This window comes from Pseudoalteromonas sp. OOF1S-7 (assembly GCF_022347765.1).
Classification (GTDB): Bacteria; Pseudomonadota; Gammaproteobacteria; order Enterobacterales; family Alteromonadaceae; genus Pseudoalteromonas.
In genome coordinates, this window is record NZ_JAKRFZ010000008.1 from 206,261 (window position 1) to 226,618 (window position 20,358).

Below are 20,358 nucleotides of genomic sequence, written 5' to 3' on the forward strand. Positions count from 1 at the left end.
ATGGCTGGAAACTGTGCGCGGGTGATCAGGGTCAGTCAATTATTTTTGGGCATCGAACGCTGATATATCCTCAGGAAAAGCTGATGATTGCAATCCGTGCGGGCAGTTCCACGGCCAAATTTGTCAGTGTCGGCCTGTCCGGAATAACCTGGGAGACTGCGCAACCCTGTTGGAGACTAGCTGGGCAGAGATCTGTAACTGGAAATATGGCACTGCTGCGCATTCTGAGGTGGCAATCAGTCAGGTTCATTACATCAGAGCGCAGCAGATGAATCACTGTGATGAATATGTAGAAATGGCCAATCCGGGCTCGGCCTGGATTGATCTGAGTGGCTGGTGTATCAAAGGTGCTATATCGCAGCATTTTGAGTTTCACTCTGGTGCTGTGTTGCGTCCTCAGGGCATGGTCTGGGTCTGTGCCAACTTTCACAGTCCACAAACCGGAGGGTTCAGCTTTAACAGCCATCACGCATTGTGGCGGTATTAGGGGGAAAGCCCGTTTACTTGATGACCAGAATCAGCACGAGTTTAACTGGTAGGCCAGGAGGAGATGTTATGGCAGCAAACACGGTCTTTTAGTTGGTTGATGAATACAAGTTAAGGAATTTATCAAGGGCTCAATCGGGATAAACTTCGAAGTATTAGTTACGTATTATTACGTTGTGGTTAATTTGTGCTGAACTTGATGTCGTTTATATGTTGAATTTATTGTTCTTGCACTTGTCTAACCTGGCTTTACTGGCATGTTAGCAGACTTGGCATGGTGAGGAGGGTTTGTTAGAGTGTCGAGAGACAGTGTAACTTAAAAAGGAACAGCTAGAATGGCAGGTATAATCGACTTGGCCGCGTTAATTCAAACCATGGAGCCTGTATTGCACGAACAGGAGTACGTTTTTTGTACCGTTACGGGACGTATGGAGGAGTACATACCACTTAATCCCATTGCTACTTTTCAAGAGCGAGAAGGGCTTACACTGATCGTTGAACAAGCGGCTGCTGAGCAATATGGCCTTGAATATGAAGGACCATTTCATCAGATAACCCTCAGTGTGCATTCCAGCCTTGATGCTGTTGGCCTGACCGCCGCAGTTGCCCGTTGCCTGACAGAGCAGGGGATCAGTGCGAATGTAGTTGCGGCTTTCTATCACGATCATATTTTTGTTCAGACCAGTCATGCGCAGGCTGCCTTAAATGCACTGACTAACCTGGCCGCGTCAAGTTAATTGTCTCTGCAGGCTTAATCAAATAACTTTTGGTCTGTAAAGCGACTATATCTAAAATAATCTCGCTCTTGTGTACTGTTAAGCGGTCTTTCATCGTATTTTACAACGCCGTTTACACCATAATGGCCGCTCCCCCCACGCAGAGCGGCCGCTTTTTTATCATTCAGATCAATTCCTCGATCTGCGCTTGGCCGGGTGTGCATTTTTCCAGTGATATGGCTATTTGGTGCGAGGTCAGCAGGGTAGCTGTGGTTCAGTAGTGGCCCGGTGCTGTTGGCTATTTGCGTCAGCAAGTAGCTGTGTCCGGTCTGCTGCGTAGCCTGACTAAACTGATACTTTAACCCCATAAGGAGTGCATCAAAGTCATGGGGAGAAATGGTTGCCAGGTTCTGAAAATGTGCACTGCCGCTGACGGCCTGTGTTTCCAGCTGAGCATAGTAAAACGCGGCATCTAGATTCAGTCCATCCAGCTTATACTGGCGTAAAAAGTCGACCACACTCTGACAGAAGACCTGACAACCATTGATGTCCTGGCTCAGATAGCGCCAGCCGTTATCATCTGGTGAAAGGCTGAGTAACAACCGGGTGTCGGGGTAACTGGTGCGTGTCGCATCCAGGTGCGCCGCAAAGGCAGCAATACCCCCAACCGCAACAAGACGGGCGCCATCCAGACCTGCTGGCCTGACTTGCACCCCACTGATGTAGATTGCTTTTTCACAGCTTCCATGTTTCTTGTCGGTCTCTGTTAGGCATGTATTGTGTCTAAAAGTCATGGCAATAACTTAATCATTAACTTATCTGGGACAATACTATGGCTAGAATTGTTCACGCAGACCATTACACCAGTATTACACTCTATTACACGCACTGGTGATGAGGCTTTTGTTGTGGTAAAAGTAATAATAATTAGCGGATTTTATTGGTGTTTTTTAAAAACACCGGGTAAGCTCATGGTGCGCAATGACCGATAAGGAATGACTGAAAATGAAAAACAAAGATATGAGTGTTGAGCTAAACACTAAGAACTTTTTATTTGAACTTAACCCAAAGAGCGATGAAGAAAAATGGGAACTGAAGTACTTTGATGCTGACTGTGGAAAGTACAAAAAGGTGGCAAGTGATGAGCCGCTTGATATTCCGTTTGTGCTGGAAAAGCTTGAGGGGATCTCTGACAAAGCGCATCGTGCGCTGATCTCCAGACAACAGGCTGTCATTATCGTTGAGATGAAAGATAAGAAACATGCAGACTGGCGCTTTTGGCAAAATGGCATTTCCCTGACGAGTGAGCAGGATGCGCAAGATTACACACTTGATGCACAAGTTCAAAACCAGGGTAAAACACTGGTGCTGACTATCAACAATGTACTAAGTAACGCAGCCTTAAGTGAAGGAGAGTTTGACCGGATAGACTTTAGGTTTGTTGCAGTGAAATTGAATGAATCAGCAGGCAAGCTAAATGAGATATTCTACTCTCAGGATCCTCGCATCGGTGTGCGCCGCGATAAGCCGGCATAACCGTCCTTCAGAAGCGTCAACCCTAGGGTTGACGTTTTGTGCACAAAGTGGAACCAGGAAAACCTGAAGCAATCTTAACAAATTCGTCTCTTTGGCAGAGGTTTTTAAACCACGGCAGATTAAACCAAACCGCGCCATAACCGACAGACATGGCGGCTTTAACATTGACTAATGCCGACGTCAGCTCGCCGACCTGGGCATAAACGAGCGCAGCCGTGAACGCATATTCACTGTTGTCTGGTGATAGTTTGATTGCCTGGTTGAGTAAGGTTACAGCGGGTTCATGGTTTCCAATCTGTGCATGAGCCTGGGCGGCGTCCAGTAAGTCATAGAAATTCTCAGATGTACTGTTGCGCTCGATAACCTGCTGATAGTAGTGCGTTGCTTGCTGCATATTGCCATTTAGTTTTTCTATATCTGCCAGGTTGAGCAAAAAGAGCGAGTTGTTTTCTATTTCACTCAGTGGGCTGGCGGTTTCCAGCGCCTTGGAAAATTGGCCATTGAGCATATAGCACAATGCTAATACGTTAATATCAAAGGGCTGAGGGTCTACCGATACCACCTTTGTATAACGTTCTATGGCCTGCTCAATATTGCCCTGTGCTAGATGAATATCTGCAAGTAGCTGATTGGTTAGGTAGTCATCGGGCGTGAGCCGGAGTACTTCATTCAGATAGTGCTTAGCCCGCTCAAACTGACTATTCTGATAATACGTATTAGCCAGATTGAACATGATGGATGTGTTATTTCTGAGCGACATGGCGGTATGCAAGTGTTCAATGGCTGCTTTATAATCGCCTTGCTGCTTGGCTCGTTTTGACAGGATCACGGCCAGATCATAGTTACTAAAATGGCGTGCCCGGGCACTGGAGAGATGTTTTTCAAACAGCACATCATCATCGCTTGCCAGTGCGAGTAGCATCATTTCTTTGTTAAAGATTGCTGTTTGTTGATAGCTTGATGGGGCCTTAGTCAGCACAGCGTTCAATTGCCTCAGTAGCTGTTCATCTTTAGTTTGATGATGTAATGTCAAGCTGATATCGCTGTACAGTCCGTAGGCGGCAAACAGGTAAGGCGACGTTACCATAAGCTGCTGTAATGCTGCCAGATTGCTCAGGTTGTAAGCCCCATTATTCGATACATCCTGATTAATCTGCAGATAACGTAAATAATCTTGTTGCCTGATGGCTTTAACGGGCAAACTGCTCGGTGTCAGATCGTTAAAGAGCTTTACCGCATGGGCCTGTGTGGAGTAGAAATTCTCGATTTCACTGGTCAGTGCCATTGGCCAGCTTATCTGTTGCTGGACTGTCCACCGCTCTCCACCGAGGCGGGTTAACACGGTTTCACAGCTATGCTCGCTGCAGGTTAACTCTGTACTGAGTATGTCGGTTGCGCCAGTTGTGACCGCAAGTTGCTGCAAAGTGGCATCGGATTGAGTCCTTTGTGCGATCAGCTCTGTGTGCTGCCCCTCTATAATCAGCTGGCGCAGTGCGTGATCAACGGAAGCTAGCGTACTTTTTTTACGTTCGTCACTGATTGGCTGAGTGAAGGCCAGTTGAGGTTTAAGCACCAGCACGTAACGTTTTTGTATCTGTTCCGAATCAAGAAGCCAGGCAACGATGATCATCAATGCCAGCAAACAGGCAAGTGTCACGCCAAAGTAGGTGCCATAGCGGTTGCTGTGCAAGAGGGGCTTTTCTGAGACTTCGGGTGTGGGGGAGGGAGGCTCAAATGGCACGGTCTCCTGTTCCATAATCGCATTTTGTGTAAGCGCAATCAGGATTTGCTCCAAACGTCTGGCAACTTGCCTTGCATCTGCTGGGCGCTCATGGGCGTTTGCTGATAATAGTTGATTCAGTAGTACACAAAGTGGCTCAGGCAGCACTGGCAATATTTCGCTGGCATCGTCATACTCGCCATTTAATATACGCTCACGCAATTGAGCCTTACCAAAAGGGTGACGCCCGCTGATCAGCTCATAGGCCAGAATACCGAACGCAAACAGATCTGATTGCGGGGTGAGCGTTTCACCTCGCAATTGTTCGGGCGAGGTGGCACTTATGCTTCCGCGACTTTGATTCAGCGTCTGGGTGTGCGTTCCGTCTATCGCCTGGTTAATTCGTGCAATGCCAAAGTCGGTGATTTTAACCTGAAGACTTGCATCAAGCAGGATATTGGCGGGCTTGAGATCGCAGTGAATAACGCCACACTGGTGAGCGGCAGCCACACCATTGGCCACCTGGATCAGCAGCGCGAGCTTTTGCTCAAGACTGAGTAACTGAGTTTTTTGGTGATAAAACAGCGTACTGCCATCAACGTATTCCATGATCAGGTAGACTTGTGAAGGCGTCGTGATTATATCGTAAAGCTGAACGATATGAGTATGATTCAGCCTGGCCAGGATCTGTGCTTCCGCGGTTGCAACAGAGATATCTTTTTCCGCGTCTTGCGTCTTAAGGCGTTTGATAGCGACCAGGCGGTTTAATCGGGTGTCTTGCGCGAGCAATACTTCACCCATACCTCCCTCACCTAACACTTTTTTAACATGGTAGTGTTCGGGTATGTCAGCCTGCCGTGTGGTGGGCGTCTGTGACACAGGCTGCTTTGCATTTGAGGGGGAGTGTGGTTTATCCATGTTACTTATTGTTTTATACCTTACGTATGTAACGCTTTAAGCGTGTCTGTGCGTCGGAAAATTGACCTTAAAAAAGAACCACATGTACCGAATTACAATAGTAACGCTTACGTAAATCAAATACCAGCTTATCAAGTTATGTGGCCGGAGGTAATTGTTTTTAATATGACAACAGTTTGGTGTAATGTGGTGAAATCGGTGTTTTTAAGAAATGGTGTTAGGATTATAAAGGAACTGTTCTCAAGGTCCGGCAGAATGACGTTATATCCAGCCAACCTGAGCCGTTATCGAGGAGCGACTATGGCCACGCTAAAACATAATCAGCAATCTAAGTATTTATATTTAAAATCCTTTCACCGTTTCGGGCGACTCAAGCACTCTGTGGATAGTTGCTTTGACGAGTTGGCTATTTCTCGGATCCATGCCGTGGTTGAGTGGCAACAAGGTTACTGGTATTTGCGCGATTTGAGTCGCAATGGCACCTGGTTAAATGATGCAAGAGTGCCTTATAACCAGGACGTTGCATTAAACGTCAATGACGAAATTCGATTTTCCGATTCAAGTTGTCATAGTTTCAGTGTGACTGATTTGGCACCACCAGAGGATTTACTGGTACCCTACAGTCATGATGAACTCGTTGATGGTAAGACACCGGTGATCCAGTTAGAAAACTACCATTTATTGCCGAGCGAATCAGACCCTGAGCTGATCGTCTATTTTAATAATGCTGAACAAACCTGGTGCTATGAAGAAGTTGGCTCGGAACACCCGGTGAGTATCACTGATGGTGAGCAACTGCGTTTTGCCCAACAAGTCTGGAGTTTGATCCAAACCCGTGCCAGCCAGCAAGAGTGCACCGCTGAAGTGACCGAAACCGACCCGAGTGATCTTGAGTATGTGTTTACGCTGAGTCAGGATGAAGAATATGCTGAACTACAGGTGAAGCAGGCGCAGGAAAAAGTAGATTTTGAAACCCGGACACATCATTACCTGACTGCACTACTGGCCAGATATAAGGTGAAAGATATGCAGCATCAGGTGGATGATGCGTCACAAGGCTGGGTGTCGGTGAAGCAGTTGTCGCGTGATTTGGGGCTGACAGAGAGCCACATTAATATCCAGATCCATCGGGCGCGTAAACAGTTTGTTGATCGGATGAAAGACAAATCAATGGCTGAATCTCTCATCGAACGTAAACGGGGCAGGGTGCGTTTTGGCGGCAGGCACTTTAGCATTGTTAAGGGTCAGCAGCTTGAGGCATCTACTTTGTACCAACAAAGTGATGAACTACTGGTGAGTTAATAGTAACGAGCTGGTGCATTTAGCTGCGTGATATTAGCAAGCCCGACAATGGTCGGGCTTATTGCTGTGCTTAAGCAACACTGGCAGAAACAGGCCTTTTCCATGTTTTGTTAATCACAGAGTGTGTTTAGCCCGTTATTGATATGGTCTCAGTCCAGTTAGGGTTGGGTAACGCCCTGTATCTTTTAGGTAATCAATTGAGGTGCTAGTGTTGCATGTCGTGTTCAGGTTATTATTGCTCGTTCTTGAGTGTTCCGGCTTGTTTTAAGCCAGAATAAATAGGTGGGCGGTATCTCGATTGACAGGCTGCCGAATAAGATAAAGCGTACAGAGTACGGTGCGCAACAAATACAGAGAGCAATATGAAAGCAATAACACACTTCCTCTTACTGGGTTTCGTGATTTTGATTGCAGGTTGTGCCAGCAAACCGCTGACGCATGACTATCAGGGCAAAATCAATATACGTACCTTGCAGGTAGAATTTGCACCCATCAGAGATCCGGAGCAAAACTTGTCGGGTGATTACGCAGAGTTAACTAAAGCCATTAAAGGCGTTCAGGAAATCCTGGATGTATTTGATCCGGTACAGAGAAACCAACTGACAGAGCAGCTACATACCTTTGAGACCACCTTAGTGGATGGTATTCGCCAGCGAGCAGGGCTGCCACTGAATCCTGTGACAGAGTCTGAAGTGAGCATGCAGTATGGCGACAATAACGAGCTGGTCAGTGTTGAATATGACTACCCGCTGGTTGATGGCGCATACCTCAATTTGTTTGTGACCATCTATTATACCGAGCGCTCTGACCTGGCGGTTGGCGCACAAGAGTTCAATGCCAGTTTTATTGAACTAAGACCGGAAATTATCCTGCAAATTGATGGTTATAACGAAAAAGGTGACCTCTTCTGGCGTCAGACAAGCCGTTATGAGTCGGAAGTTATGTATAAGTTTGGTGATCAATACATTCTTGGTGTGCCAACTAAGCGTCTAAAAGAAGCACAAATTTTCCTGGTTCCAATGGCCAAAGGTGTTACTGACAATTTGCAAATATTAAGCGAAACAAAGTAATTTGAGATATTGGGAGAGTTGCAAATCACCTTACAGGCGTTCAGACCTCTGATCTTCTAAACCTTTTCTGCCGGCACTATATCAGCCATAGTGCCGCTCCACCTCCTGTGTATTTCATCCTAATCGTTTGCTGGCCCGCAAACTCTGCAATAAGATTGAAAACCGTTTAGCTAGAATACCCAGCCTGTTGCAGGCTGCGGCTTACAACAACATAATACCAATTTCACTTAATACCTGTTCAATTTGACGGAGCAAATATGACGCTAACTGTGTTAAAAATTTCTCATTTAGAACAACTAAATATCAAAATTTTTGCCTTGTTATCGAACATATTTTCTCGCCTCAAAATAGAACACTTAATTAAGCAAATTGGTATAAATAACGAGCAGGACGATTATGCAGAGAATTTTGGGATTATTTTTAAGCTTGTGCACGATAAGCACTCCCTCTATGGCCGAGGAATATGCACAGGGCCGTCAGATATCGGCGTTGCCGGATGTATTGTCATTCAGGGAGCGCGTTCAGCCCATCAATAATATGGTGACAGATCGCTTGGATAACTTACTTCCCGAGCTGATGCGCGAGGCGGACCTGGATATGTGGCTGGTCATCAACCGCGAATATGGCGAAGACAAGCTGTTTTATACCCTGGTGCCGCAGCCCACGTTTGCAGCGCGCCGTACCACTTTACTGGTGTTTTCAAAACAAGCGGATGGCAGCGTTGAGCGTTTTAGCGTGAGCCGTTACCCCATTGGCGAATTGTATCCGACAGTATGGGAAGGGGGCACAAAGGCACAACAGTGGCAGCGTCTGGCTGAGGTGATTGCCGAGCGTGACCCGAAACGCATTGGGATTAATGTGAGTGAAGACTGGGCACTGGCCGATGGACTCAGTGTTGGATTACACAAGCAGCTGTTGAATGTATTGCCGGGCAAATATCAGGAGCGCCTGGTGAGCGCCGAAAAACTAGTGATCCGTTGGCTGGAAACGCGCAGCCAAAAAGAACTTAATGTTTACCCGCAGGCGGTGACACTGGCGCGTCGGGTAATTACTGAAGCATTCTCCAATAAGGTGATCACACCTGGCGTGACCACCACCAAAGACGTTGAATGGTACTTACGCGAACGCTTTGAAGAATTACAGCTCAGACCCTGGTTCCAGCCGTATGTGAATATTCAACGTCAGGGCGACAAAACCAGTAAAGACGATGTGTTTATTGGTGAATACAACCGGACTATTTTACCCGGAGACATTATCCACACCGATGTGGGCATCTGTTATCTGAATCAGTGCACGGATACACAGGAAATGGGCTATGTGCTCAGGCTACATGAAACCGATGTACCAGCGGGCCTGAAACAGGCTATGGCGACAGGCAATCGCTGGCAGGATATCTTAACCAGTAACTTCAAGTCAGGGTTAACGGGCAATGAGATCCTGGCCAATACCATTAAACAAAGTAAAGCAGCAGGGATTGTCAGCAGTACTTATACCCATCCGCTCGGCTTTGTTGGTCATGCGCCTGGCCCAACCATTGGCATGTGGGACAATCAGGGGCCGACACCGGTACAGGGAGACTGGAAACTGCATCCAAACACGGTTTATGCCATTGAAGGAAACATTAAAACGCAGCTACCGGAGTGGGACAATCAGTGGATCCAAATTAAACTGGAACAAGATGCGGTATTTGATGGTAAGCACGTCTGGTATCTGGCAGGGCGTCAGACACAATGGCACGTTGTCCGATAGAACGTGAGTAAGCAAACAAAGCCCGCTGCTGCGGGCTTTGTTTTATCGGAGTGAATATGAGTGTATGTACACTTTAATAATGGCAATCAGTGGTATGTCTGGTGCGGCAATTTGGCGCCATAATGCGGCACCTTATTGCAACTATGGGCAAGGTGTATTTGTAATTCTCTAAATTTAAAGGGTATTTAAAAGTGGCGTAGGTTTTGCTTTAGTAACAAAACATTCACAAGGAGACGAATTATGATTTTAAACACTTCTATTCAGGGCGCAGTGAGCCCAGTCTCGCAGTATGCTTCCGTAAAAAATACCAACACGGTAGCTGATGTCAGTAACCAATCTACACAAGCCAGCGCCACGGCCGTGAAGCATACATGGGATTCTTTTCGGGATGATGTTGAATCAGATCCTGTATTTGCGAGAGAAATGGCAGAAGCAATCACTTTTATCCCTAACAAAATGACTGTTAACCTCAACGAGGCGCCACCACTGACTGATCCCGTTGCACATAAAAAGTGGGCCGATCAGTCCGTCGAGTTTGACCGAATTGCCGAGCAAGTCACTGAGCAACGTATTGCATTGTTCAATCGGATGAAAGGTGAGGGAGCCTCTGATGCTGATATTTATAACGAAATGATTGCGTTTAATAAAACGCTGCCAATGGACTATCAGGCAAAAGCGGGCATGTTAAGTGTTAACGAGTATGCGTGATGCTTATAGGCCTTCTTTTGAAGGCCTATAGTTTACTTCTAATTATAATTGACGATAACCTGACTACGCTGCCCGTAAGCTGCGGGTGACAGTACGCTGCCATTGCCTCGGACACCAAATGCGAAGATAAATTTCTTGTTGGCAGCCTGATCATTGAAGTTAGTGAGTCGGCCAGATTTGCTGGCACTGACATTGACACAATTATTCGTTGAGTTAAGGCAAAGGTATACCAACATGCCTGGAGGTACATATGAATAACTCCACGAGTAATGAACAGAAGTAATCTTTGAGCCAAAAGGCACGGAACCAACAACGGGCAGGTCCAGCGTGTAATAAAGGCCCGTATTTCTTAATGTTGGTCCATAACCACTACTGGCCCAGGCACCGCCATTTATAGTAATCGGGCCCTCAACATTGTTAGGTGAAATTTCTTCGGTAGACACTGAGATGGCAGGATATAGCAGATCATCAGGTTGAGTATTGGCTGCCGAAGCACTCGTCCATAAGACGGACGCAGAGACCAGGCACAATGAATAGATGTGTTTTTTTGTAAACATGTACTAACTCCTTTTGTTGTAAAGGTGTTAGTGTTTTGTTTTTTCTTTGTTATGTCAATTAAGTAATCTTCAAGTTACAAAACAGCTTCTTGAGTGAATTCTAACGCAGGTATGAGCTGTTAGAATCTCAGGATAAAAAGTGCTGAGCAGGGAAATGAGGGTCTAAATTGAAAAGCGTATACCCCCACAGCTGGGCTCGCAGCTGCAGGGGGGGTCTGTGCAAAATTAGAAGTTAAACGACACCTTACCGTACACAAAGCGACCATCTGTGCTGTAAGCAGAGAACGCTGAGTAAGGGAAGATCTGGTTAAAGTTGCTGAACCCAATGTTGCTGACGGTATCCTGAGGATACTGATCAAACAGGTTATTCGCGCCAAGGGCAACACGCCATTGCGCGTTCACCTTGTAAGCCACTTCCAGATCGGTGATCCATTTGGCTGCCAGTACTTCGTCTTTCTCTGCCGTGCTGGAAGGATCGGTTACTTCACCGTAGCGGGTGGCTTTGACCATAACCTGCCATTGTTCACGTTGCCAGTTTGCCACCAGGTTCCATTTGTTATCTGGTGTACCTGACTCAAAGCGTTCAATTTCACGACGAGCAAAGTACTGGTAGCTTTCGCCAAGCGCAGCCAGCTCGGCCGGATTGGCTTTGACATTGGTCACCTCAGTATCGTTGAGGTTCAGGGCAGCACTGAGGTTTAGGTCGCCATAGTCCGCCAAATCAAAACGATAGGTTGCAACAATGTCTACACCCTGAGTGCGCGAGTCAATCGCATTGGTAAAGTAACGTACACGTTGTACGTTAAATTCGCCTGCCTGTTGTAGGATTTGCTCAACCGCGTCGCCGCTGAGGTTTTCAGACATCACAATGCGGTCGTCAATATCAATGCGGTATGCATCCAGTGTCAGGCTGAAAGCATCTTGTGTATAAATGAAGCCGGCTGTCAGGTTAACAGACTCTTCGGCTTCCAGTGGCTTGGCACCCAGCGCCGCAGCCGCAGGGGTGTCGACCGGATACAGACCAACTTCATTCGGTACGCCGTCTTCAAATACGGTGGCAATGGACTTATATGAAGTCTGGGCCAGCGAAGGCGCGCGGAATCCTGTGCTGAGCGCACCACGCAGCGACAGCTGATCGTTCACTACATAGCGGGTTGCAAGCTTACCGGTCAGGGTTGAACCAAAATCGCTGTAATCTTCATAGCGGGCCGCCAATACCAGGTTCCAGTCGGTGGTCAGGTAAGTATCAAACTCAGCAAACAACGCGACATTATGGCGCGACTCATCCACCGCACTTTCCGGCGAGAACCCAGCCAGAACCTGTGCGCCACCTGCAGCAACCGGCTGACCGTTTGCATCTAATACAGTCTGATAAGACGCCAGTTCGCCCGCCTGAATCTCATAAGTCTCGCGGCGGTATTCACTGCCCAGCGTAACAAACACGCTGTCGTACAGTCCTAAGTCCAGCTCTGTTTTGGCTTCTGCATTGACCAGCAACTGACTGTAAACCAGGGCGCCATTGTCGAACTCAGTCGGGCTGCTAGCGCCCATAGAGGTATTCAGGCTATTCGATACGCCAAAGCCAAAGTCGTTCAGGCCATAATTAGTGCTGACATCGTACTGCCAGTCACCGGCATCCCCTTTGGCACCCACAGCAAAGCTGTAGTCGCGCACTTCGGTATCTATTTGCGGTAAAAAGCCATCCGGATAAACTTCGGAGATATTACGGCCATCCTGAGGACGACGGAAGAAACCGCCCGAGTTGCCGTCGCGGCTCGAAAAACTACCGAATGAGTACAAGTCCAAATCTGAGGCCAGTGCGTAACCTGCGTTGTAAAACAGCGCAAAGTCTTCAATGTCGGCCTTACCAAATCTGTGATTATAACGCTCTGCGGTAAACTCGCGAGGATCCAGCTTGCCGTTTTCATCACGGGCATACTGCTCGCGCTCATCGATGCCTGAGCGGTTGGTCGGTTGCTTGTTACGCAGCTCGGCAGCTACATTGATAAAGCCTTTGTCGCCAAGCTCAAAACCGATATTGCCGCTGACTGTGGTGGTGCCGCCATCATTGAGTTCGCGATCTGCGCCTTTGTCAAACGCCAGGTTGCCCTCGGCATCTTCATAGGTGCGCAGCAGTTGTGCAGAGCCGGCCATTTGCGTGTCGTACTCGCCATAAGTGACCGACAGGTTGCCACCTTCATCGGCATCGTTCAGCACAATGTTGATCACACCAGCAATGGCGTCTGAGCCGTATTGCGCCGCAGCGCCGTCACGCAATACTTCGATGCGTTTGATAGCAGCGGTCGGAATGGTGTTCAAGTCAACGGCTGTGGAGCCACGACCAACCGTGCCATTCAGGTTCAGCAGGGCACTGGCATGGCGGCGCTTACCATTGATAAGCACTAAAGTATGATCGGGCGCCAGTCCGCGCAATACTGCCGGGCGTGCGTGATCGGTGCCGTCGGCCAGCTGCGAGTTCGGAAAATTGAAGCTCGGTACCAGCGTTGTCAAAACTTGGCTGAGTTCAAGCTGACCTGAGCTGGTGATTTCATCCAGGCTGATAACATCGACCGGTACTGTGCTTTCGGCAACGCTGCGCAGGCTGCGTCGGGTACCTGTGATTTCAATCACTTCTGTGGTGTTACTGGCCTCAGGTGCCTGGCTTTCTTCTGCACTAGTGTGAAACGAAGCGGCGGCGCCCAGCACCAAGCTGATGCTGGCTGCCAGAGTACTCGGTCTTAACATGGTCATTCCTGATTGTATGTTGATTTCTGTACGGGCTTTTTTAGTCTGCCCACGAAAAGGACGGCAATACTAAAGGTGGATAATTCTATGGGAAATTCGAATTCGTTATAAATTATAACAGCTCAAGTTTTTATGTTTATTTAGTAACATTGTATTAAATGCCAGTCAAAAGATTACAAAGTATCAATCAGAGTCAGGCTTGCTGGCTTAGTCACCATGCCTTTGTTACTGTGGATCAAAATTTTATTGCTCAATCAATTGCTTTGCTACTTTGGATAAATAATTTTTGTTAGTCTATTGTTTAAGAGCAAGGTATAAAGCGCTTTTTTAAGGAGCACAAAAATGTCGACTTTAATACAGGTTGGATGGCGCGAATGGCTGTCTTTGCCTGAGCTGGGTATAGACAGGATCAAAGCTAAGGTTGATACCGGCGCCCGAACTTCTTGTCTGCATGCCTTCAAAGTAGAAGAGTTTGAAAAAGAGGGCGCATCCTGGGTCCGTTTTTGGATGCATCCCAAACAAAAAAATACCGACTACGAAGTGGTCTGCGAAGCGCCGGTGCTGGACGTGCGCACGGTAACAGACTCGGGCGGCCATCAGGAGTCTCGTTATGTGATCCAATCGACATTGCACATTGGTGCCGAGCGCTGGCCCATTGAAATCACGCTGACCAACCGGGATAACATGAAATTTAGAATGTTACTGGGGCGTACAGCAATGGAGGGGCGGATCTGTGTAGACCCCGCAGCCTCTTATTTGACTAAAAAAAGAATTGAAGCAAGGAATTAACATGAAAATCGCCATTCTATCCCGGAATAAAAATCTTTACTCGACCCGTCGTTTGATAGAAGCGGCAAAGGACCGGGGCCATGAGCCTGTGGTGCTGGATGTGTTGCGCTGCTACATGAACATTAACTCCAATGAGCCAGAAATTCATTTCAAAGGCGAAAAGGTGGTCGATGTAGACGCTGTGGTGCCGCGCATTGGTGCCTCGGTCACGTTTTATGGCTGTGCCGTGTTACGCCAGTTTGAAATGATGGGCATTTATCCGTTAAACGAATCGGTGGCCATTACCCGTTCGCGCGATAAGCTGCGCTCATTACAGCTGTTATCCCGCAAAGGCGTTGGCATGCCCATCACCGGGTTTGCCAATAAGCCCGATGATGTAAAAGACTTGCTGGAAATGGTCGGCGGTGCGCCTGTGGTGATCAAATTGCTCGAAGGCACGCAGGGCATTGGCGTGGTGCTGGCAGAAACACGCAAAGCAGCAGAAAGTGTGATTGAGGCTTTTATGGGCCTGAAAGCCAACATCATGGTGCAGGAATACATTAAAGAAGCCGGCGGCGCGGATATTCGCTGCTTTGTAATTGGGGATAAGGTGATCGCGGCCATGAAGCGGCAGGCACAGGAAGGCGAGTTTCGCTCTAACCTGCACCGCGGCGGCAGTGCCAGCCTGATCCGCATTACCCCGGAAGAGCGCAAAACCGCTGTTGCAGCGGCTAAGGCAATGGGCCTGAATGTTGCCGGTGTCGACCTGCTGCGCTCAGAGCGTGGGCCACTGGTGATGGAAGTAAACTCGTCGCCAGGCCTTGAAGGCATAGAAAAAGCGACCGGAAAGGACATTGCCGGTATGATCATTGAGTTTATGGAAAAGAATGCAGCCAGTAAGAGGACCGCAACGCGTGGCAAAGGCTAAAAAAAACCAGGTATTTACACTACTCAATACACCCATTGAGGTGGCTGAGCGCAAAACCCTGTCGCTGGAAGTGGCCAAGCTCTATACCCATTCTCCTTTAACCATTCCCATTGAAGTGGTCAATGGTGCAGAGGCGGGACCTGTGGTGATGGTTTGTGCCGCCATTCATGGCGATGAGCTTAACGGCGTAGAGATAGTGCGCCAGCTTTTAGCGAAAGTTGACCCAAAAGCGCTGCGGGGAACCCTGATAGCTGTGCCGGTAGTGAACGTATTTGGTTTTATTCATAAGTCACGCTATTTGCCTGACCGGCGAGACCTGAACCGCTGTTTTCCGGGTTCAGAGCGGGGCTCACTGGCAGCGCGTGTTGCCAATGTGTTCTTTAAACGGGTTGCCAGCAAATGTACGCATATTATTGATTTACATACGGGGGCAATTCACCGCTCAAATTTGCCCCAGATCCGGGCAAATCTGGATTGTGAAGCAACCGCAGATATTGCCAAAGCCTTTGGCACACCTGTGGTGATTGACGCAACACTGCGCAACGGTTCTTTACGCAGTGAAGCCAGTAACCTCGGGATCCCCGTTATCACCTACGAAGCGGGTGAGGCACTGCGCTTTGACCCACTGGCAATTGCGGCGGGCTTAAAGGGCGTTGAAAACGTGCTCAGACGGCTTAAGGTACTTAAAGGTCGGCGCTCGAAAAAGCTGCCAGAACCTGTGATTGCGGATTCCACCAGCTGGGTGCGTGCCCATACAGACGGTATTGTTCGCGCTATGGTGGGTCTGGGAGAGCGGGTCAATAAAGAGCAGGTGCTGGGCTATATCAGTAACCCACTGGGTGGCAATGAAGTGGCTATCCAGGCACCACGCAGTGGCATTATTATCGGTCAGCAGTCTTTACCTTTGGTCAACGAAGGCGATGCGGTGTTTCATATTGCCTACTTTGCCCATGCCAACACCATAGTGGAGCAACAGCTGGGTGAGTTCATCGACGAGCTGGATTTAGAAGAGCAGCCGGTCGACACCGAACTCAACAACTGATCCATCGCAGCGGGTCTCGGGCGCTTTCATAGCGCCGGGCCAGCTGTTTGTACTTCCTGGAGCAAGCAGGCTGCCTAGCTGGCTGTATTTTATTCATGTTTTTTCTCAAAAGTTAACACTTTCAACCTGAGTTTAAAGCCTTTCCCCAGACGCTATGTTAAACCGGAATTTCCCCTCATTCTAATGCTGCTCTATGTAGTTAAATTGGCGTAAAAATTGAGCGAAAACAGGCTTTTTTCGTTAAAAGATTACGTGCAAGGGCAAAGTAGGGTAGAATGGGTCGGTTCTATCTACACGTATTACTGCCTGACGAGGTTTATATGAGTTTGTATAATGAGTACATGGAAGAAATCCAAACCCGTAAAACGGAACTTGGATTGAGTCCAAAACCAATCGATAGCGCTGACTTGCTATCTGAAATTATTGCCCAAATCAAAGACACAGGGCATGAGCACCGTGAAGATTCACTGAACTTCTTCATCTACAACACGCTTCCGGGCACAACCAGCGCTGCTGGTGTGAAAGCACAATTCCTAAAAGAAATTATCCTGGGCGAAGAGTCTGTAGCTGAAATCACGGCTGACTTTGCATTTGAACTGCTTTCGCACATGAAAGGCGGTCCTTCTATCGCGGTACTACTTGACCTTGCGCTGGGCAACGACGAAGCCATTGCTAAGCAAGCTGCCGACGTATTGAAAACCCAGGTTTTCCTGTACGATGAAGACACGTCACGTCTGGAAGACGCATTCAAAGCGGGCAATGCCGTTGCAAAAGACATCTTAGAAAGCTACGCGAATGCGGAATTCTTTACTAAGCTGCCTGATATTGAAGAAAAAATTGAAGTTGTGACTTATATTGCCGGTGAAGGTGATATTTCAACTGACCTGCTTTCTCCGGGTAACCAGGCACACTCACGTGCCGACCGTGAACTACACGGTAAATGCATGATCACGCCTGAAGCACAGCAAGAGATTGTTGAGCTACAGAAGAAGCACCCAAATGCAAAAGTGATGCTGATTGCTGAAAAAGGCACTATGGGTGTAGGTTCTTCACGTATGTCTGGTGTGAACAACGTGGCACTTTGGGCAGGTACCCAGGCAAGCCCTTACGTGCCTTTCATCAACATTGCACCAGTTGTAGCGGGTACTAACGGTATCGCGCCTATCTTCCTGACGACTGTTGATGTAACCGGTGGTATTGGTCTTGACCTGAAAAACTGGGTGAAGAAAACCGACGAAAACGGCAAAGTGGTTACTGACGCAAATGGCGATCCGGTACTGGAAGAAGCATACTCTGTTGCGACTGGCACACTGCTGACAATCGACACCAAAGCGAAGAAACTATACAACGGCGACAAAGAGTTGGTTGACGTATCATCTTCATTCACACCACAAAAAGTGGAGTTCATGAAGGCGGGTGGTTCTTACGCGGTAGTATTCGGTAAGAAACTACAGACGTTTGCAGCACAAACGCTGGGTGTTGAAGCACCAGAAGTATATGCGCCATCTAAAGAAGTATCGCATGAAGGCCAGGGCCTGACTGCGGTTGAAAAAATCTTTAACCGTAACGCAATCGGTGTTGCGTCTGAGACGCCGCTGCACGCAGGTTCAAACGTTCGTGTTAAAGTGAACATCGTTGGTTCTCAGGATACAACGGGCCCTATGACTGCGCAGGAACTGGAAGCCATGGCTGCTTCTACGATTTCTCCGCTGGTTGACGGTGCGTATCAGTCTGGCTGTCACACTGCGTCTGTTTGGGATGCAAAAGCACAGGCAAACATTCCTAAGCTGATGGCGTTCATGAACAAGTTCGGCCTGATCACAGCACGTGATCCGAAAGGCATTTACCACTCAATGACCGACGTAATCCACAAAGTACTGAACGACATTACTGTGGACGACCGTGCAATCATCATCGGTGGTGACTCGCACACGCGTATGTCTAAAGGTGTGGCATTCGGTGCCGACTCAGGTACTGTTGCGCTGGCACTGGCGACCGGTGAATCTGCAATGCCAATTCCAGAGTCTGTGAAGGTAACCTTCAAAGGCGCAATGGCGAAGCACATGGACTTCCGTGATGTGGTACACGCTACTCAGGCACAAATGCTGAAGCAATTCGGCGGTGAAAACGTATTCCAGGGCCGTATCATCGAAGTACACATTGGTACACTGATGGCTGACCAGGCGTTCACTTTCACTGACTGGACTGCAGAGATGAAAGCGAAAGCGTCAATCTGTATCTCTAACGACGAAACGCTGATCAAGTCAATCGAGCTGGCGAAGAGCCGTATCCAGATCATGATCAACAAGGGCATGGACAACGAAGCGAAAACGCTTCAGGGTCTGATTGACCTTGCAGACAAGCGTATCGAAGGTATTAAATCTGGTAAAGAGCCAGCACTGGCACCAGATGACAACGCTAAGTACTACGCTGAAGTTGTGGTTAACCTGGACGAAATCGTTGAGCCAATGATTGCCGACCCGGATGTAAACAACGAAGACGTATCAAGACGTTACACGCACGACGTGATCCGTCCAGTGTCTTTCTACGACGGTAAGCCAGTTGATCTGGGCTTTGTTGGTTCTTGTATGGTTCACAAAGGCGACATGCAGATCATCGCACAGATGCTACGTAACCTTGAGAAGCAAAACGGTTCAATCGAGTTCAAAGCACCGCTAGTTGTTGCGCCACCAACATACAATATTGTTGATGAGCTAAAAGCAGAAGGCGACTGGGAAGTACTGGCTAAGTACGCAGGCTTTGAGTTTGACGATGAAAATCCGAAGACAGCAGCGCGTACTAAGTACGAAAACATCCTGTATCTTGAGCGCCCTGGATGTAACCTGTGTATGGGTAACCAGGAAAAAGCAGAACCGGGTGACACCGTAATCGCAACTTCTACGCGCCTGTTCCAGGGCCGTGTTGTAGCGGACTCAGCCGAGAAGAAGGGTGAATCACTACTTGGCTCTACGCCACTGGTAGTACTGGCAACTGTTCTGGGTCGTTTCCCAACGATGGACGAGTACCAGGCCGCTGTTGAAGGCATCGACCTGACTGCGTTCACCCCACTTGAAGAAGAACTGACAACTAAGTTCGGTTCAGAGCAAGCGGTACCTGTTAAAGTTCTTTAATCTTCAAAGATTAAAAGACTAAAAAAAGCGCGTTTTTACGCGCTTTTTTGTTGGGTGGAGATTGGGGGTCTGGTGGGATTGGCGATATTGGTAGCCAGTTTAGAAGCTTTCTTTGTTTTTTTAACTGCAAAGGAAAATGCTGAGTTCCGTGTGTACAGATACCAAAAAAGAGACTAGGGCATTGTTACTCTAAATGCTGTTTACCTATACAGGTGTAAATGAATCTAGTCAGTTTCCATGTCAAATTTCTCGTTTTTTCCGCGCTTGAAAGTCTCGTTTAAGTGAAAGACCGACTTAAGTTTTATAGTTTCAAAAGGTTAGTAGTTTTATATAACGAGACTCCAAGTCTCGCTATGCACAAGGCTCGGTTTCAACAGAGCCATTTTGGCTTGAGTAACTAGTACAATAGTGGTAGGTTATTGTTCTTGTTATGAATAAATTAATTTTTCTGTGGGTGGTAAGGTTTTAGGAACTGGGTTTAACCGGCATTCACACTAATACACTGTTAGCTGTACATGACGAAACTTAAGAGAACGCTATATATTTTGGAGTTTATGATTGGCTTTGCGCCATCTTTGCTCATTCTCACTTTAGGTGTGATTTTTAGTCCTGCGATTCTAATAGGTTTATTTTCAGGGCATTCGTCATCTATATTGTTTGCATTCTTAGTTACGGGTGGTTTACTAGGCTTCTGGGGAGCAATAAGTTTACTTGTATTAACTTTGCACCCTGAGCAGGAAAATACGAAACCTAAAAGGTTAAAAATATACTTAGTGCTAGGTGTTTTATCTTCGACTGTAGCAAGTTACTCTGTTGGTGGAATAAACCTGTATTTATTGCCTTTTATTATTGCTCCATTATTCGTAACACTGCATTTAGTATTTGTTCAAAGACACTATTTGGCTGGTAGTACAGCTAACAAGCAACTAAAGCGGGACTGCTAAAGCTTGGCTCAGTTTCGCTTCGCTGCACATTATAGCCA

Annotated in this window: 16 protein-coding genes; 12 read left to right on the forward strand and 4 right to left on the reverse strand. The window is 47.6% G+C overall.

What is annotated here, in order from left to right:
* The first annotated feature begins 169 nt into the window (after positions 1–169).
* Both MHN33_RS13580 and MHN33_RS13585 read left to right on the forward strand, forming a co-directional pair.
* Complete coding sequence (locus MHN33_RS13580) at positions 170–487, forward strand: lamin tail domain-containing protein (protein WP_239398502.1); 318 nt, start codon at positions 170–172, stop codon at positions 485–487.
* Positions 488–821: 334 nt separating this feature from the next.
* A complete protein-coding gene (locus MHN33_RS13585) occupies positions 822–1,223 on the forward strand; it encodes an ACT domain-containing protein (RefSeq protein WP_239398503.1) in 402 nt (133 codons plus the stop codon).
* A gap of 14 nt (positions 1,224–1,237) precedes the next feature.
* Here MHN33_RS13585 and MHN33_RS13590 read toward each other — a convergent pair whose 3' ends face one another.
* Entirely contained in the window at positions 1,238–1,996 is a 759-nt protein-coding gene (locus MHN33_RS13590; protein WP_239398504.1) for a glycosyl hydrolase family 18 protein, read from the reverse strand.
* Between the two features lie 211 nt (positions 1,997–2,207).
* On the opposite strand from MHN33_RS13590, the gene MHN33_RS13595 reads away from it, so the two are divergent.
* The gene (locus MHN33_RS13595; protein WP_239398505.1) at positions 2,208–2,738 is read left to right on the forward strand and encodes a hypothetical protein; all 531 of its coding nucleotides are present in this window, start codon (positions 2,208–2,210) and stop codon (positions 2,736–2,738) included.
* 22 nt (positions 2,739–2,760) lie between these two features.
* On the opposite strand, the gene MHN33_RS13600 is transcribed toward MHN33_RS13595, so the two are convergent.
* Positions 2,761–5,376, reverse strand: coding sequence for a serine/threonine-protein kinase (locus tag MHN33_RS13600; RefSeq protein WP_239398506.1), 2,616 nt, complete (start codon positions 5,374–5,376; stop codon positions 2,761–2,763).
* 255 nt (positions 5,377–5,631) lie between these two features.
* Between MHN33_RS13600 and MHN33_RS13605 the strand changes: the two genes are divergently transcribed.
* From MHN33_RS13605 to MHN33_RS13620, 4 genes are all read left to right on the forward strand, one after another.
* On the forward strand, positions 5,632–6,678 hold the full coding sequence (locus MHN33_RS13605) for an FHA domain-containing protein (protein ID WP_239398507.1): 1,047 nt from the start codon (positions 5,632–5,634) through the stop codon (positions 6,676–6,678).
* Between the two features lie 362 nt (positions 6,679–7,040).
* Positions 7,041–7,748 (forward strand): hypothetical protein, encoded by a 708-nt coding sequence (locus tag MHN33_RS13610; protein ID WP_239398508.1) that lies wholly within the window; start codon positions 7,041–7,043, stop codon positions 7,746–7,748.
* Positions 7,749–8,198: 450 nt separating this feature from the next.
* A complete protein-coding gene (locus MHN33_RS13615; protein ID WP_239398509.1) occupies positions 8,199–9,497 on the forward strand; it encodes a M24 family metallopeptidase in 1,299 nt (432 codons plus the stop codon).
* A 240-nt stretch (positions 9,498–9,737) separates the two neighbouring features.
* A complete protein-coding gene (locus MHN33_RS13620; protein ID WP_239398510.1) occupies positions 9,738–10,205 on the forward strand; it encodes a hypothetical protein in 468 nt (155 codons plus the stop codon).
* 38 nt (positions 10,206–10,243) lie between these two features.
* Here the strand turns inward: MHN33_RS13620 and MHN33_RS13625 are convergent, their stop codons facing one another.
* Together MHN33_RS13625 and MHN33_RS13630 are read right to left on the reverse strand one after the other, a co-directional pair.
* The gene (locus tag MHN33_RS13625) at positions 10,244–10,762 is read right to left on the reverse strand and encodes a flagellar protein FlhE (RefSeq protein ID WP_239398511.1); all 519 of its coding nucleotides are present in this window, start codon (positions 10,760–10,762) and stop codon (positions 10,244–10,246) included.
* A gap of 225 nt (positions 10,763–10,987) precedes the next feature.
* Positions 10,988–13,513 carry a TonB-dependent receptor gene (locus MHN33_RS13630; RefSeq protein WP_239398512.1) on the reverse strand — a complete coding sequence of 842 codons (2,526 nt, stop codon included), beginning with the start codon at positions 13,511–13,513 and terminating at the stop codon, positions 10,988–10,990.
* A 336-nt stretch (positions 13,514–13,849) separates the two neighbouring features.
* Here MHN33_RS13630 and MHN33_RS13635 point away from each other — a divergent pair, with 336 nt between their 5' ends.
* The 5 genes from MHN33_RS13635 to MHN33_RS13655 all read left to right on the forward strand — a co-directional run bounded on the left by MHN33_RS13635 (position 13,850) and on the right by MHN33_RS13655 (position 20,320).
* Entirely contained in the window at positions 13,850–14,296 is a 447-nt protein-coding gene (locus MHN33_RS13635) for an ATP-dependent zinc protease (RefSeq protein ID WP_239398513.1), read from the forward strand.
* Position 14,297: 1 nt separating this feature from the next.
* Positions 14,298–15,203, forward strand: a complete 906-nt coding sequence (gene rimK, locus MHN33_RS13640; RefSeq protein WP_239398514.1) for a 30S ribosomal protein S6--L-glutamate ligase — start codon at positions 14,298–14,300, stop codon at positions 15,201–15,203.
* Positions 15,190–16,245: a succinylglutamate desuccinylase/aspartoacylase family protein gene (locus MHN33_RS13645; protein ID WP_239398530.1), complete on the forward strand. Its 1,056-nt coding sequence runs from the start codon at positions 15,190–15,192 to the stop codon at positions 16,243–16,245. Before rimK ends, MHN33_RS13645 begins: the two co-directional genes overlap by 14 nt.
* 320 nt (positions 16,246–16,565) lie before the next feature.
* Positions 16,566–19,376, forward strand: coding sequence for a bifunctional aconitate hydratase 2/2-methylisocitrate dehydratase (locus MHN33_RS13650; RefSeq protein ID WP_239398515.1), 2,811 nt, complete (start codon positions 16,566–16,568; stop codon positions 19,374–19,376).
* 515 nt (positions 19,377–19,891) lie between these two features.
* Positions 19,892–20,320 carry a hypothetical protein gene (locus MHN33_RS13655; protein WP_239398516.1) on the forward strand — a complete coding sequence of 143 codons (429 nt, stop codon included), beginning with the start codon at positions 19,892–19,894 and terminating at the stop codon, positions 20,318–20,320.
* Positions 20,321–20,358 lie beyond the last annotated feature (38 nt).